This is a genomic window from Deinococcus aetherius, from assembly GCF_025997855.1.
Lineage (GTDB): Bacteria > Deinococcota > Deinococci > Deinococcales > Deinococcaceae > Deinococcus > Deinococcus aetherius.
On record NZ_AP026560.1, the window covers coordinates 1,995,380 to 2,010,082 of the forward strand.

At 66.7% G+C, this 14,703-nt stretch carries 15 protein-coding genes and 2 pseudogenes; 6 read left to right on the forward strand and 11 right to left on the reverse strand.

Annotated features, from left to right (window positions below; all coding sequences use genetic code 11):
- The first annotated feature begins 10 nt into the window (after positions 1 to 10).
- Positions 11 to 409 carry a winged helix-turn-helix transcriptional regulator gene (locus DAETH_RS09995; protein WP_264774752.1) on the forward strand — a complete coding sequence of 133 codons (399 nt, stop codon included), beginning with the start codon at positions 11 to 13 and terminating at the stop codon, positions 407 to 409.
- 218 nt (positions 410 to 627) lie between these two features.
- The gene (locus tag DAETH_RS10000; protein ID WP_264774753.1) at positions 628 to 1,581 is read left to right on the forward strand and encodes a DUF1152 domain-containing protein; all 954 of its coding nucleotides are present in this window, start codon (positions 628 to 630) and stop codon (positions 1,579 to 1,581) included.
- Between the two features lie 45 nt (positions 1,582 to 1,626).
- Here the strand turns inward: DAETH_RS10000 and DAETH_RS10005 are convergent, their stop codons facing one another.
- From DAETH_RS10005 to DAETH_RS10015, 3 genes are all read right to left on the reverse strand, one after another.
- Positions 1,627 to 2,829, reverse strand: coding sequence for an acyl-CoA dehydrogenase family protein (locus DAETH_RS10005; RefSeq protein ID WP_264774754.1), 1,203 nt, complete (start codon positions 2,827 to 2,829; stop codon positions 1,627 to 1,629).
- A 227-nt stretch (positions 2,830 to 3,056) separates the two neighbouring features.
- Positions 3,057 to 4,724, reverse strand: a complete 1,668-nt coding sequence (locus DAETH_RS10010) for an acyl-CoA carboxylase subunit beta (protein WP_264774755.1) — start codon at positions 4,722 to 4,724, stop codon at positions 3,057 to 3,059.
- 27 nt (positions 4,725 to 4,751) lie between these two features.
- Entirely contained in the window at positions 4,752 to 4,874 is a 123-nt protein-coding gene (locus DAETH_RS10015) for a hypothetical protein (protein ID WP_264774756.1), read from the reverse strand.
- A 281-nt stretch (positions 4,875 to 5,155) separates the two neighbouring features.
- On the opposite strand from DAETH_RS10015, the gene DAETH_RS10020 reads away from it, so the two are divergent.
- Both DAETH_RS10020 and DAETH_RS10025 read left to right on the forward strand, forming a co-directional pair.
- On the forward strand, positions 5,156 to 6,019 hold the full coding sequence (locus DAETH_RS10020; RefSeq protein WP_264774757.1) for a hypothetical protein: 864 nt from the start codon (positions 5,156 to 5,158) through the stop codon (positions 6,017 to 6,019).
- Positions 6,016 to 6,813 carry a bacteriorhodopsin-like gene (locus tag DAETH_RS10025; RefSeq protein ID WP_264774758.1) on the forward strand — a complete coding sequence of 266 codons (798 nt, stop codon included), beginning with the start codon at positions 6,016 to 6,018 and terminating at the stop codon, positions 6,811 to 6,813. The genes DAETH_RS10020 and DAETH_RS10025 overlap by 4 nt, the downstream gene beginning before the upstream one ends.
- 165 nt (positions 6,814 to 6,978) lie before the next feature.
- Here DAETH_RS10025 and DAETH_RS24650 read toward each other — a convergent pair whose 3' ends face one another.
- The 7 genes and pseudogenes from DAETH_RS24650 to DAETH_RS24655 form a co-directional block, all read right to left on the reverse strand.
- On the reverse strand, positions 6,979 to 7,434 hold the full coding sequence (locus DAETH_RS24650) for an IS4 family transposase (RefSeq protein ID WP_406585080.1): 456 nt from the start codon (positions 7,432 to 7,434) through the stop codon (positions 6,979 to 6,981).
- Positions 7,431 to 7,676, reverse strand: a pseudogene (locus tag DAETH_RS10030) (transposase); the annotation flags it as partial. The gene DAETH_RS24650 and the pseudogene DAETH_RS10030, both read right to left, overlap by 4 nt.
- Positions 7,677 to 7,719: 43 nt before the next feature.
- The gene (locus tag DAETH_RS10035; RefSeq protein ID WP_264774760.1) at positions 7,720 to 9,123 is read right to left on the reverse strand and encodes an IS30 family transposase; all 1,404 of its coding nucleotides are present in this window, start codon (positions 9,121 to 9,123) and stop codon (positions 7,720 to 7,722) included.
- A complete protein-coding gene (locus tag DAETH_RS10040; protein WP_264774761.1) occupies positions 9,095 to 9,742 on the reverse strand; it encodes an IS3 family transposase in 648 nt (215 codons plus the stop codon). Before DAETH_RS10040 ends, DAETH_RS10035 begins: the two co-directional genes overlap by 29 nt.
- Positions 9,739 to 10,038, reverse strand: coding sequence for a transposase (locus DAETH_RS10045; RefSeq protein WP_264774762.1), 300 nt, complete (start codon positions 10,036 to 10,038; stop codon positions 9,739 to 9,741). Before DAETH_RS10045 ends, DAETH_RS10040 begins: the two co-directional genes overlap by 4 nt.
- A gap of 24 nt (positions 10,039 to 10,062) precedes the next feature.
- A complete protein-coding gene (locus DAETH_RS10050; RefSeq protein WP_264774763.1) occupies positions 10,063 to 10,491 on the reverse strand; it encodes a hypothetical protein in 429 nt (142 codons plus the stop codon).
- A 417-nt stretch (positions 10,492 to 10,908) separates the two neighbouring features.
- Positions 10,909 to 11,085 (reverse strand): annotated as a pseudogene (locus tag DAETH_RS24655) (IS4/Tn5 family transposase DNA-binding protein); the annotation flags it as partial.
- A gap of 176 nt (positions 11,086 to 11,261) precedes the next feature.
- On the opposite strand from DAETH_RS24655, the gene DAETH_RS10055 reads away from it, so the two are divergent.
- Together DAETH_RS10055 and DAETH_RS10060 are read left to right on the forward strand one after the other, a co-directional pair.
- Positions 11,262 to 12,422 carry an RNA-guided endonuclease InsQ/TnpB family protein gene (locus DAETH_RS10055; protein ID WP_264774764.1) on the forward strand — a complete coding sequence of 387 codons (1,161 nt, stop codon included), beginning with the start codon at positions 11,262 to 11,264 and terminating at the stop codon, positions 12,420 to 12,422.
- Complete coding sequence (locus tag DAETH_RS10060) at positions 12,409 to 13,812, forward strand: cytochrome P450 (protein ID WP_264774765.1); 1,404 nt, start codon at positions 12,409 to 12,411, stop codon at positions 13,810 to 13,812. Before DAETH_RS10055 ends, DAETH_RS10060 begins: the two co-directional genes overlap by 14 nt.
- Positions 13,813 to 14,073: 261 nt before the next feature.
- Here the strand turns inward: DAETH_RS10060 and DAETH_RS10065 are convergent, their stop codons facing one another.
- Positions 14,074 to 14,703, reverse strand: coding sequence for a CoA transferase subunit B (locus DAETH_RS10065; protein WP_264774766.1), 630 nt, complete (start codon positions 14,701 to 14,703; stop codon positions 14,074 to 14,076).

The window sequence follows — 14,703 nt, forward strand, 5'->3', positions numbered from 1 at the left end:
GAGTGATTATATGAGCGTGACCGAAGACCGTGCCGCGCAACCCCCACAGTCGGACCCGGAGCTTGACTCCCTGGTGCGAGAGATCATCGGGCGGGTCGCCGACAAGTGGACCATGCTCGTGCTGGAGACCCTGGAGGAACACGGGCGGCTACGCTTCACCCGTCTGGGCGAGCTGGTCGGCGACATCAGCCAGAAGATGCTGACGAAGACGGTGCGTCAGATGGAGGCGGACGGCCTGGTGGTCCGCACGGTGTACCCGGTCATCCCGCCCCGGGTCGAGTACGAACTCACCGACATGGGTCGCAGCCTGAGCGAGGCCTTTTGCGGCGTGTGGGTCTGGGCCGAGCAGCACCGGGAGGCGATTATGGAGGCCCGGCGGGCGTTTCAAGGGCGGGAAGCGGAGTCTTAAGGAACATAACGGCAGCGTTTCCGCACCCACCGTCGCGTTACGGGAATCCTGTAAGGAATGAGGGCGAGACATGTGGGGCGTGACCGGCAAGGCACCCAGCGCCGAGGTTATGACGGAGGTGGACGCGGACGGGTTTTTCGGGCTGCTGATGGAGCGGGTGAGGAAGTACAGGTAAATTTGCAGGCTCCGCCGTCCCACGTGTGACACACTGGCCGCTGATGAACGCGTTGCAGCCGCCCTTTTTCGCAGAAGTCGCCGACTCCAAGCGAATCTTGATCGCCGGGATGGGCGGCGGATTCGACGTGTTCTGCGGCCTCCCTCTGTACTTCGCCCTGCGCGCAGAGGGTAAGGAAGTGTTTCTGGCGAACTACTCGTTCACGTCACTCGCCCTTCAGCCGCCAGGGTCCCTCGCGCCCGCCGTCGTGGAAGTGACCCCACACTTCAGCGTGCACCCCGGCGACTACTTCCCCGAATACTGGCTGAGCCGCTGGCTACGTACCCAGGGCGAACCGTCCAGCATCTACGCCTTTCGCAAGGTTGGCGTGCAACCCCTGAGAACTGCGTACCAGGCGTTAATCGAGCATCTCAGCATAGAGACGGTTATCCTCGTGGACGGCGGCACCGACTCCCTGATGCGCGGCGACGAGGTGGACCTGGGCACGCCCCATGAGGACATAACGAGTTTGGTCGCCGTCAACGAACTCCAGGGCGTGAAGAAATTGCTCGTCTGTCTGGGCTTCGGCGTGGACCGCTTTCATGGGGTCTGCCACGCGCACTACTTGGAAGCGACCGCCGACCTTATCAAGGACGGCGCTTACCTGGGTGCCTTCAGCCTCATGCCGGAGACGCCGCCCGTGCAAAAGTACCGCGATGCCTGCGAGGCCGTCTTTGAGATGATGCCCCGGTACATCAGCATCGTGAACAGCAGCGTCGTGGGCGCCATTTACGGCGGATACGGCGACCACCACGCCACCGAGCGCACACACGGCAGCGAACTCTGGCTCAGTCCCCTCATGGGTCTGTATTGGACGTACCATCTCCCGGGTGTGGCGAGGCGGCTTCAATATTACGAGCCTATGCTCAGCACCATCACACTCTCAGATGTAGGACTGGTGATCGAGGCACACCGGGACAAGGCAAAGATCAGGCCCTGGGTAGATATTCCGGTGTAAAAGGCGGGCGGCCTCCACCACGCCGCCCGCCTCTGAAATCTGCCCTCAATCCGCGAACCGCCCCAGCACGTCCCGGCTGATTACCAGCCGCTGTACCTCGTCGGTCCCTTCCCCGATGCGGGTCAGGCGGTTATCGCGCCAGTACCGCTCCACCGGGTACTCCTTGATGTACCCGTAGCCTCCGAGCATCTGGATCGCCTCGTCGCAGGCGTGGACGCCGACCGTGGTGGCGTAGAGCTTGGCGCGGGCGACAGCGGCCGTGAAGTTCTGCCCCGCGTCCTTGAGGTCGGCGGCCTTGCGGATGAGCAACCGGGCGGCCTCAAGCTGCGTGTCGATGTCCGCGAGGCGGAAGGCGATGTCCTGGTTGTGCGCGATGGCCTTGCCGAACTGCTCGCGCCCGAGCGTGTAGCGGGCGGCGTACTCGAAGGCGGCGCGGCCCAGCCCCAGCCCCATCGCGGCGATGCCGACCCGCCCGCCGTCGAGCACCCGCATCACGTCCTTGAAAGCATTGCCGCGCTCGCCGAGCAGGGCGTCCTGCGGGAGGTGGATGTCCTCGAAGATCAGTTGCGCCGTGTCGCTGCTCCGCAGGCCGAGCTTGTCCTCCTTGCGCCCGATGGAAAAGCCCGTCACCTCATCGCGGTTGAAGACGAAGGCGCTGATGCCGTCGTTCTTGCCCTTGCCTGGGCGCGGCGCGTCGGTGCGTGCCAGGATGACGTAGGTGCCGCCCACGCTGCCCTGGGTGATGAAGTTCTTGGAGCCGTTCAAAATCCAGGATCCGTCCGCCTGCTCCACGGCGCGCGTCTGGAGGCCGCCGCTGTCGGAGCCGCTGGCGGGTTCGGTCAGGCCCCACGCCCCGAGCTTGCGTGCGCTGGCGAGGTCGGGCAGGAACTTGCGCTTCTGCGCGTCCGTGCCCCCGATCAGGATGTGCCCCTGGCACAGCGAGTTGTGGCTGGCGACGGTCAGGCACAGCGAACCGTCCACCGCCGCGATCTCCTCGATGATCATGGCGAAGGTGGCGGTGTCCAGCCCCGTGCCGCCGTATTCCTCGGGCGTCTGCGCGCCCATGATACCCATGTCGCCGAGTTCGCGGACGATCTGCAAGGGGAACTCACCCGTCTGGTCGCGCTCGGCGGCGCCCGGCTCCACCCGGTCCTTCAGGAAGCTCCTCAGGGCGGCGACGATGGTGCGCTGGTCATCGTTCATGGGCGAGACGTTGGGGTTGGCGGGGCGGTCGAGGGTGCTGGTCATGGGTGGAACCTCCGGGGAAGGGGGGCTTTTTGGCTCCTCCCCCTATGACGCGCAGAGCTGCTTGCAGAGGGGGAAGCTGGAACTGGTACAGCTCCGCAGGAGAGGGGGTGAACGCGGACGACATGAGGCGCGGCTGGGATGGGTGGCAAGGCGTCTTGGTGCACTCCGAGTTGGTCACACGCCCCCCCTCCCCGGCCCTCCCCCACAGGTGGGGAGGGAGAAAGGCCCTACACCTGAAACACGCCCACCCGCAACTCCTCCTGGTGCGGGTTCCCGGCGCAGGCTTCGAGGGCGCGGATCAGGCGGTCGCGGGTGTCATTCGGCGGGATGATCTCGTCCACCCAGAGGCGGGCGGCGGCGTAACGGGGATCCAGTTCGGCGTCGTACTTGGCCTTGACCTGCTCGTAGAGGGCCTGCAATTCCTCGTCGTCGGGATCAAAGCCCGCGCGCTTGAGGGCGGCGAGCTGGATGTCGAGGAGGGTCTTGGCGGCGGCGTTGCCGCTCATCACGGCGTACTTGGCGCTGGGCCAGGCGAAGATGAAGCGGGGCGAGTACGCCTTGCCGTTCATGGCGTAGTTCCCGGCCCCGAAGGAGCCGCCCGTGATGACGGTGATCTTGGGGACGACGCTGTTGCTCACCGCGTTCACGAGCTTGGCGCCCCGCCGGATGATGCCCTCCTGTTCACTGTCGCGGCCCACCATGAAGCCGGTCACGTCGGAGAGGAAGACCAGGGGCACGCCCGCCTGGTTCGCGTCGAGGATGAAGCGCGCGGCCTTGTCGGCGGAGTCGCCGTAGATCACGCCGCCGACCTCGATGCGGGTGCGCAGCCCGGGCTCGCCGCCTGCCTTGAGCTTCTTCTTGATCACGGTACGCTGGTTCGCCACGAAGCCCACCGGGTAACCGCCCAGGCGGGCGAAGCCGCACACGATGGTCTCCCCGTACTCGGCCTTGAACTCATGGAACTCACCGCCGTCGGTGATGGACGTGATGAGGTCGCGCACGTCGTAGGTCTTGGAGCCGTCGAAGCCGACGAGTTCGGTCAGGTCCCGGCTTTCCGGCTCACGCACCTCCGCCCGGCGTCTGGCCCAGGGCGCCACGTCTCCCCGCGCGTATAGGTCGGCGAGCGAGCGCACCCGCGCGAGAGCCGCGTCGTCGTCGGGCTCGCGGTAGTCGACCGTCCCCGCGATGCCCGCGTGCATGGCCGCCCCTCCCAGTTCCTCCGAGTCCACGACCTGCCCGATGGCCGCCTTCACGAGCGCGGGACCGGCGAGGTACAGGCCCGAGCCCTCGGTCATGATCAGCGTGTCGCACATGACCGGGAGGTAGGCGCCCCCCGCCACGCAGTTGCCCATGATCGCGGCGATCTGAGGAATCCCCCTCGCGCTCATCCGGGCGTTGAGGTAAAAGACTCGCCCGAAATCGTCCTGATCGGGAAAAATCTCGTCCTGCATAGGGAGGTACACGCCCGCCGAGTCCACGAGGTACACGACGGGGAGGTGGTTTTCGAGGGCAATCGTCTGCGCGCGGATGACCTTTTTTGCGGTGATCGGGAAAAACGCTCCCGCCTTCACCGTCGCGTCGTTGGCGACGATCATCCAGGGTCGCCCCTGGATCTGACCGATGCCAGTGACGGCGCCGCCGCCGGGACAGCCGCCGACCTCCTCGTACATCTCCCACCCGGCGAAGGTCATGAGTTCGTCGAAGGGAGTCCCCTCGTCTACCAGGCGACCGATGCGCTCGCGCGCGGTCAGCCGCCCTTTCTCGTGCTGCCGCGCCTGGGCCTTGGCGCCGCCCCCCGCCCTCACCCGGGCCTGATCGGCGGCGAGGCGGGCGAGGGCGTCTGCCCACGGGGAGGCGGCACCGGGAACCTGAACGGGGGGGTCGGAAGAGGTCATCTGCGGAGACAGTCTAACAAGCGTTCGTTAGTTGTGGGAGAGGTGGCCGACGAGGACCGGACGAGCACGGTCCCGGCGGTGGAGACCCTGCCCCACCGCCACATTCAACGGGGGCGAGACCCGGAACACCCGCGCCTGCTGCTGTCTCACGGTGGATCACCACTTGAAGACGAGGGCGGTTCTCTCGCTCCTTTCTACGCCCTCCTGTCTTGTAAGCGCGGACACGATTCAGGCCTAGAGAAAAGGTTCTTGTGATGACCACCCTTCTACAAAAGGGGTATGACGAGCGCACTTGGAAGGACCCCTCCCCGTCCGCGAGGAACGGATGGGAGTCGGGCGTGGCACCGCCGTGGCTGTCCCCCCGGGGAGACGGCCTCGAACCAGGCCACACGGCGGAAGTTGCTTGACGGCATGGCGCGAGGTGGGCAGACATGACGGCCGAAGTGCCCGCGCCCGTCGCCCACGTCTTTCGGTTGCTGACCCGCCGCCGGACGGCAGGGGAGTACCTGCCCAGCTCGACCTTTGGCGCCACCTTCGCCCAGCGACGGGCGGAGAGGTTCAGCGGGCTGTTCGAGCTGGACCTGCCCGGGGGCGCGCGGGGGTGGTTGTTGCTGCACCACGGCCGACTGGTCCATGCCGTGTACGCCAGCCTTGCGCCTGCGGAGGCGGCGGCGACCATCCTGCGGGCCGCGCGTCACGGCACGGTCCACGCCTTCGCGCTGGGGGCCGAGCAGGCCGCACTCGCCCTGGCCTCGGTGGATGGTCGCACCCTGGCGCTGGCCCAGCCGCTCCCCGCGCACGAGCCCTCCCTGCTGACGGAACTCACGGCGCGGGGCTTCGAGGGCGTGGTGCTGCTGGAGCGCGGGGCGACCCACCACCACGTCTGGCACCTGCGCGGCAGCGCCCCTCCCAGGGCCGCCCTGCCCGACAGCACGGCGGGTTACCGCAAGACGGTCATCGCGTGGGCACCGCGCGACCTGCCCGCGCTCCTGTACGCCGACGAGCTTCCAGCCCCGGTGGCGGCGCCCGTGGAGGACGCCCCGCTCCCCGCGCCCGTGACGGCCGAGGAACTGTGGCGGGCGTTCGAGCGCGAGTTGCACGAGGAACTCGACGGGCGCGCTCCACGGCTGCTCGCCCTGGTACGCGACCAGCACGCCACCACCGAGCCCGGCGAGCTGAGGCGCGTGCTCGCCGAACACCTGCGGCGAGTCGCGGGACCCGTCGCCGGAACGTTCCAGGACCACCCCACGCCCCTCGGCCACAGCCACGGCGCCCCGCGCCCGGAGAGCGAATGAACGACCTGATGCCCCTGACCACGGAACAGCACCTGCTGATCCTCAACGCTCTCAACCTCACCACGGCGTTCATGGGCGGGGCGGCGCTGCTGTTCACCCTGCTGCGCTCACAGGTGGCGAGTGCGTACCGTCTCGCGCTGAGCCTGATGGCCGCCGCCGTCGGCATGGCGAGCTATCACTACTGGCAACTCCTGGGAGGCTGGAAGGCAGCCTACGTCCTGCAGGGCGGGACGTACGTGCCCACCGGCCAGCCCTTCAACGACGCCTTTCGCTACGCCGACTGGCTGGGCACGGTGCCCCTGATCCTGGCCGCCCTGATGCTGGTGCTCGACATCGGGCGCCGCAAGAGTGCCAGCCTGGTGGCGCGGCTCGCGGGCGCGGCGGTCCTGATGATCGGGCTGGGCTACCTGGGCGAGGTGCAGCACGAGAACCTCGGCCTGCGTGCTGCCTGGGGGGCCGCGTCGTGCGTGCCCTTCGGGTACATCCTGTTCGTCCTGTGGAGCGAACTGCGCGGCGTGCTGCGCTTCGAGACGCCCCGGGTCCGCGAGCTGTTTACCGGGCTGCGTGTCCTCCTGATGGCCTCCTGGAGCCTGCACCCGCTCGTGTACGCCCTCCCGCTGCTGGGCCTCGGCGGCGCCCCCGCCTTCGTGCTGGGACAGGTCGGCCACTCGGTCGCCGACGTCTGCGCCAAGGTGTTCTACGGCCTGATGATCTACGCCGTCGCCCGCGAGAAGACCCTCAGCGAGGAGATGCTGCTGGGGCTGGAGGCCCCGCGCGAGGTGGTGCGGTCCTAAGATCCCGCCACCGAGCGGTCCGCGAGCCTGGGAGGGTACCCCCTGACCCAGGCTCGCCTCTGTTCTCCGGGGGCGGTGCTCGCCGGAGGGAGAAGAGTCGCGCGAGGCCCATACTGCGGCCATGACAGAAAGTGACGCGCAGGCCCACTCCTTCAGGGCTGATCATTACCCACAAGTACCCTTAATGGGAGGGGGCGTCCAGGCCAAATCCTGAAGTCGGAGCCAGCCGCGCCACAAGGTCTGCCAGCCGGGCTCGCCGTCTCCTGCTCGTCCGAGAAAACCACCCAACGCGGCCACAGCGCGCCAGAACGTGCGGAGCCGCACTTCCTCCACCGGCTGCCTCAACCGAGCTGCAATGACTTCCACCAGAGGTGTCGGGACGGAAGACTGCGCCAGGTCATCACCTGCGGAACGCGTCGCGTTCCGCAGCCACAGGAGCCGTACCGCCACCAACGACAGAAATCCAAGGAGACGGGTCAACCGTTCGGCTGTCCTGAGTTGTCGCTCTTCGACGCGACAGCCTGTTTTTAAGCACTTGTGATAGTCCTCGACCAACCACCGGTGGGCATACCAGGTGGTCTGTGGAGTGACCCCAATCGAGCGGACCGCAGGGCAAGTCACATCTGGGGGGCAGTGTACCGAGCGGCGAATTCGGCAGGCGGGACGTACCCCAGGCTGGAGTGCAGTCGGCGGCGGTTGTACAGGTTCGCAATAAAGGCATCAATGTGCCGCCATGCGTCTTCCAGATCAACGTACTCTTGCAGATCAACCTCCTCGGTCTTCAGGGTCTTGTAAAAGCTCTCCATCTTGGCGTTGTCGTACGGATTCCCCGTTCTGGACATGCTGGGCGTGATGCCCACTTCGCGGAGTCGGTTGACGTAGACCCGGCTGGCGTACTGGGCGGATTCAAGCGGTCGTTGCAACAGCAGTATGAATGGCGTGCAGCGCGTGTTCGAAGGCCTCCTTGGGTGTTCGCCAGTCGAGCACCTTGCGAGGTCGGGCGTTCAAGGTAGCGGCCACGGCGGCAAGGTCGTCCGCGCTGTGCACGCTCAGGTCCGTGCCCTTTGGAAAATATTGGCGCAACAGACCGTTCGTGTTCTCGTTCGTGCCTCGCTGCCACGGGCTCTGCGGCTCGCAGAAATAGACGGCGACCCCGGTTTCACCGCGCAGTTTAGCGTGCTGGCTCATCTCAGCACCCTGATCCCACGTCAGTGACCGTCGGAGCTGCTCCGGCAGGAGGGTGAGTGCGCTCGTCACAGCGTCACGCACCGCTTCAGCACCGTGTCCAGCCAGCGCCGGGCCATTCTTGACGCGAGCTTCCACACCGTGGCTGGGCAGACGAGGGAGATGAAGCAACAACGTGAACCGCGTCGAGCGCTCCACCAAGGTCCCGATGGCCGAGCTCCCCAGGCCGAGGATGAGGTCGCCTTCCCAGTGGCCCGCCACCGTCCGATCCGCCGCTTCTCCTGGACGCTCTTTGAGCATGACTTCGGGGGCGACGAACGGCTTGCTCATTCGGGCGCGACGCGCTCGAGGAACACGCAACGTTCGACCGGTTCGCAGACAGGTGACCAGCTCACGGCGCAGCCCACCCCGCCCTTCGATGTACAGCGCCTGGTAAATGGCCTCGTGGCTGATGCGCATGGTGCGGTCATTCGGAAAGTCGAGTTGCAGTCGGCGGGCGATCTGCTGTGGACTCCACGCACTGGCCCAGCGGCGACTCTGTCGCCGCCCGTGCCGACGGCCCTTGAACGCCACAGTCGGCCCAGGAATAGTTGCCCCGCAGGGCGAGGTGACCTGCCCGGCCAGGCGGTCTTGCACGTACGCCCGCAGCGCCACGTTCACCGCGAGTTTGGCTGGTTTTGGTCGGCGGGCGGACCGTTCGGCGTGCCACTGGGCAGTCGTCGCCCGGTACTCCAGGCCGCCGCCACGCGTGGCGGCGTTACGCCGCAGTTCACGCGAGATGGTCGACGGGGACCTTGCCAAGTGCCTCGCAATCTCCCGCACGCCATGACCTTGTGCTCGACGGAGCGCGATCTCTTCCCGCTGGGCGAAGGACAGATACCGCCCTGACGGCGTGGCGTTCCAGGGAGCCAATGTTGTGGGGGGCATACCACCTGCCTCTCGAAACCATCGCGTGCCCACCGCAGGCGAGACACCGACGGCTGTGGCTGCATCTTCACTCCCTTGACCCGCCGCAATCAACACCCAGAACTGCCGCTGGTGCTCCCGTCGGGCGACGCTTGGCCGTCCTGGCGAATGCAGCTTACAGCGCCCCGCACTATCTGATTTTCGCTTCCCAGTGCTCATCCCACCCTCCTTGGTCAGGGTGTTGCGACGACCACTTGAATCCACCCTGCACGCCCTGGTCCGAATGATGCAGGAGCCCTGGGGCCGGACAACGCGCGGCCAGCGCGTTGTTCAAGGCCGTCAGCGGCAAGTCCGCGTCGAGGAACCTGGACATGGACCAGCCGACAACTTCACGGGTGAAGCCGTCCAGAACGCAGGCCAGGTAGACAAAGCCTTGCTGGACCCGCACGTAGGTCAGGTCGGCCTGCCACACCTGATCCGGTCGTACCGGGATGACCTCGGGCAGCAGGTTGGGGAAGCGCGCCTCGCTGTGGTTCGAGTGGGTCGTCGCTCGGTAGCGACGTTTAGGGCGGCACAACAAGCGGCGTTCCCGCATGACCCGCAGCACCCGTTTGTGATTCACCGGGCGGCCTCGTCGAGCCAACTCGCGGGTCACGCGCCGATACCCGTAGCCGACGAACTCCTCCACAACCGCCTCGATGTCGCTCACCAGCGCCTGGTCGACGTCTACCTCCTCCCGGCCCTCCTGTTTGTAGAACCACGAGCGGCTGACCCCATGCAGCTCACACAGGCGACGTACCGACACCTCAGGATGCGCGCTCCGCGCATCCTGAATCATTTGGTGCCTCCTTTCGAGCGGTACGTCGCCAACGACTTTTTCAGGATCGTGTTCTCCAGCGACAACTGCCCGCAGAACCGCTCCAGCTCGGCAATACGTTGTTCCAACGACTGGTCGGGTTTGGCCTGGTCGGTGAAGGCCGCTTCCCCTCGGGCCTCGACCTCCTTCCGCCACCGGTGAATGAGGCTGGGTGAGAGGGCATGCTCCCGGCAGAGCTGGGCAGTCGTCTTTTGACCCCCGTTGACCTGGTTCACAATGTCGAGCTTGAACTCACGGCTGTGGGTGCGTCCGGGCATAGGGGCTCCTTCGGTGCCGTCAGCCTACGGGCTGACGGGGGCGAAGTGCCTTGCCTCCTGGTCCGCTCCTGGGGGGTCATTCCACTGTTCCAAGGCTTGCTCGATGGTGATGACCGGCAAGGTGCTCAGCAGTACCCATTCCAACTCCTGGCCTCCCGTTTGCAGCTCGTACGCGCGAACGCACCACACCTGCTGAGCCGGATGATGGCGCTCGGCTCCAGTTCTGGGAGCGCGCAGCCACCCCACATCGTAGGCCACACCCAAGACGACTTCCCGTTTGGGCCGCCCCTGCTCGGCTGGGCGTGAGAGCGAGATCATCGCTACCGGGGGATGGCGGCGCATCCAGTCCAGGACTTTGTCATCTCCCTGGGCGGTGCGGACGCACCGATTCTGGGCCAAGCGAATCAGCACGTGCCAGTCGAGTTGTCGAGCAATGCGCAGAGAGCTGAACACGTCGCTGCCTCGGTCCCCCACACTCACCCAAGTGCAGTCTGGAGGTGCCGATCCAATCGCTTGCACCGTTTCAGCCCAGACGTCGTACTCCGTACGACGTTTTGCACGCTCTGCGCGCGTTTCATGACCCTTATTGACCGTCGTACGAGCCCACGTCTGTTGCCACGCCACTCCGAGAATCTGAGGAACGGTGTCTTGGGTCGTGACCGTCAAGGCGGTATGCATCATCAGGCCCTGCCCGTGCGTGTCCCCGATGTGCCCCAAGCCGACGGTAGCGGGATGGGCACTGAAGTCCAGTGTGGTGGTGTCCTGGATAAAGAGCACAGGCCCAGCGGACCGCTGGGCCTGTGCTCGGGTGTGCTGCCAGTGGGCAGCACAGACCGACGGGTGGTCGAGTGTTGATCCTTCCAAGAGCCGATAGGCGGCTTTGAGTTCGGCCCAGGTGCCGCATTGTTGCGGAAGTGAGCCCTCTGGACAGGCCGCCAGTGCCGTTCCAAGCTGAACCGCGCGTCGTGTTCGGCGAGGGTCACCCAGGCGGAGGGTACCCCACTGCTGTTCAGCCCAGAGGTAGGGATCAAGCCATTGGGTCTCCATGCCACAGTGTGACCGAGTTGTGGGTAACGATCAGTCCTTCAGGGGTGGGTCTAGCGGCACGTCGTCCGCAGGACGGCCAAGCCGAAGCTCCCTGTGCTGTGGTAGGCTCAATGGGCAATGCCCCCACGCGGCGGGAACCGCTGGGAGCGTGGCCAAGCGGATAGGAGCCGCTTCGCATGTCAGACAGTACCACCATCCGGGTGTTCAGATTTCGCCTGTACCCCACCACAGCGCAGGAAGCGGCGATGTTTGAGACGTTGCGCCTCACCCGCGCCCTGTACAACGCGGGCCTGGAACAGCGAATCAGCGCGTACAAGAAGCAGGGCAAGACGGTCACGGCCTACGACCAGCAGAAGGAAATCACGGCGCTCAAAGCGGAATGCCCGGAGTACGCCGGGGTCTACAGCCACGTCCTGCAAGACGCGCTAGACAGGCTGGACAGGGCGTACAAGAGTTTCTTTGCCCGCGTGAAACGGGGCGAAAAGGGCGGATTCCCCCGCTTCAAACCCCGGCAGCGTTGGAACTCCTTCAAGTTCAAGGAGGTCTGGGACAAGAAAAAGGGCCAGTGGCTGAGCCCTGGCAAACCTGTAGACGAAGGGCGGCGCATCAATATCCCCAAAATCGGCGCGGTAAGGTGCAAGTTTCATCGTCCGCTGGAAGGGGTGCCAAAGACGCTGCAAATCGTGCTGGATGTGGATCAGTGGTACGCGGTCTACACCTGCGAAGTCCCGGTGAATCCGCTTCCTGCGACTGCAAGTGTCGTCGGGGTGGACGTGGGAACGCGCTATTTTGCCATCACCTCAGACGGGGAGTTTGTGGAGAACCCCCGTCACCTGGGGAAGTTCCTCAAGAAGCTGCGCGTTCAGCAGCGCACGACGGCTCGCCGCAGGAAGGGGAGCAACCGGCGGCGGAAGTCCGTTCAGATGGTCGCCAAGACCCACCGGAAGATTCGCCGCCAGCGGCAGGACTTCCACCACAAAACCGCCCGGAAGCTTGTCCGCGAACACGACCTGATTGCCCACGAAGACCTCAGGGTCTCCAACATGGTGCAAAGCAACTTCGCCCGGAGCATTTCGGATGTGGGTTGGGCATCGTTCTTTCAAATCCTTTCCGGCAAGGCTGAGAGTGCTGGCCGGAAAGTGGTCCCGGTTGCTCCTCAATACACCTCGCAACGCTGCAACAGGTGCGGGCATACGTGCCGGGAGAACCGATTGGGTGAGGTGTTCAGGTGCGTCTCCTGTGGGCATGAAGACCATGCCGATTGGAACGCGGCGAAGAACATCCTGGCAAGGGCCTTGCCATCAGGCGAGAACGGTGGAAGTCATGCCGTCGCCTGAGAAGACCACCGTTTCAACGGTCGGTCAAGTCACACAACTCAACGGCTGGCCGGACGGCCCACGCGGACACGGGCCGCTCGGCAACCTCCCCGAACTGCGGCGCGACGCCCTGGCCTTTTTGCGGCACAGCCGCGCCGCGTACGGCGACGTGTTCCGCCTGCGCTTCGGGCCGCGCGACGTGCTCGTGGTGGCGGAACCGGCGGCCGCGCGCGAGGTCCTCGTGACGAAGGCGGGCAGCTTCCGCAAGGGGCGCGGCATCCAGAAGATGGAGGACTTTCTGGGGAGCGGGCTGCTCACCGCCGAGGGCGAGGTGTGGCGCGGTCACCGCCGCCTGATGCAGCCCGCCTTCCACCGCTCAGCCTTGGAGGGGATGGCGGAGGAGATCGCGCGGGCGACCCAGCCCCTGCTCGCGCGTCTGGAGGCCGCCGCGCGGTCGGGCGAACCGGTCGACGTGGCCTCCGAGATGCTGCGCGTCGCCCTGCGGGCGGTGGCGGCGGTGCTGTTCGGCGCGGCGCTCGACGAACGTGACCTGCGCGTGGTCGAGCGCGAACTGCCGCCCCTCCTGACGAGCACGACGAACCGGGTGCGGTCGCCCGTGGACTGGCGGCTGCCCACCCCGTCCCTCTGGCGGGAGAAGGCGGCGGCGCGGGCCCTCGACGCCCTGGTCCACCGCATCATTCGCGAGCGCCGCGCCTCGGGCGCCGAGGGCAATGACCTGCTGGGAATGCTCCTCTCGGCCCGCGACGAGGAGGGCCGGGGCGGCCTGACCGATCATGAGCTGCGCGACGAGGTGATGACCCTCTTCCTGGCCGGGCACGAGACCACCGCCACGCTGCTGACCTTCCTGTTCCTGGCCCTGTCCCGCCACCCGGAATTGCGGGAGCGGGTGCAGGCCGAGGCGCGGGAGAGGCTGGGGGACCGCTCCCCCACCGCCGCCGACGCGCGGAACCTCCCGCTGCTGGGCGCCTGCATCCAGGAGACGTTGCGGCTGTACCCCCCGGCGTGGCTCGTCCCCCGGCAGGCGACCGGGCCCGTCACGGTGGCGGGCGTGCCCCTCCCCGAGGGGACCAACGTCAGCGTCAACATCTTCCTGCTGCACCGGGGCGCGCGGTACTGGCCCGAGCCGGACGCCTTCAGGCCCGGGCGGTGGCTCGGCAGGGAACGCACGCCGGAGGCCTTCATGCCCTTCGGGGCGGGGGCGCGGATGTGCATCGGCAACCACCTGGCCCTGATGGAGGCCGCGATCATCGCCGGGCTGGTGCTGCGGGAGTTCACCCTGGAGGTGCCGGGGGGCGGGCCGACGGGGCTGGTGGCGGGGGTGACCCTCAAACCGGACGGGCCCGTGGTGGCGAAGGTGAGGTCCGCCTCGCCCTCGCCGGTCAGGGAGTAGCCCTCAGTGACGTTCCCCGGCCTGCGCGGCCCGGTTCAGCCTGCGGCCCAGCCACCGGAGGACCAGGGCGCAGACGAGCAGGCTGAACCCTGCCAAAGCGATGAGTCTCCTTCCGGCATCCCTGGGGAGCGGCGCGTCCCTGGAAAAGCCCAGGCTCAGCGCCGCCAGCACCCCGGAGAGGCACGCCGCCAGCCCGAGACCCGCGAGCCCGCATACGACCTCCCCCGGACAACGAACGCAAGGACCACAGGGATGACAGGGTTACTCCCGAAGCTCCGCCCCCGTCTTGGTCCTCATCTCTTCAAACGTCACACCGGGGGCGAGTTCGATCACCCTCAACCCCTCCGGCGTCACGTCGAGCACGCCGAGGTCGGTGATGATGCGGTCCACCACGCCCTTGCCGGTCAGCGGCAGGCTGCACTCGCGCAGAATCTTGTGCGCGTCCCCCTTCGCCACGTGCTCCATCAACACCACCACGCGCTGCACCCCCGCCACGAGGTCCATCGCCCCGCCCATCCCCTTCACCATCTTGCCGGGGATCATCCAGTTCGCCAGGTCGCCCCGCTCCGAGACCTGCATCGCGCCCAGGATCGCGAGGTTGACATGCCCGCCCCGGATCATGGCGAAGGAGTCGGCGCTGGAGAAGAAACTCGCGCCGGGCAACGCCGTGACGGTCTGCTTGCCCGCGTTGATGAGGTCGGGGTCCACCTCCTCCTCGGTCGGGAAGGGGCCGATGCCCAGCAGGCCGTTTTCGGACTGGAGCCACACGCTCACCCCCTCGGGGATGTGGTTGGCGACCAGGGTGGGCAGGCCGATGCCCAGGTTCACGTAATAGCCGTCCTGCAACTCCCGCGCGGCGCGGCGAGCCATCTCGTCCCTCGTCCAGGGCAT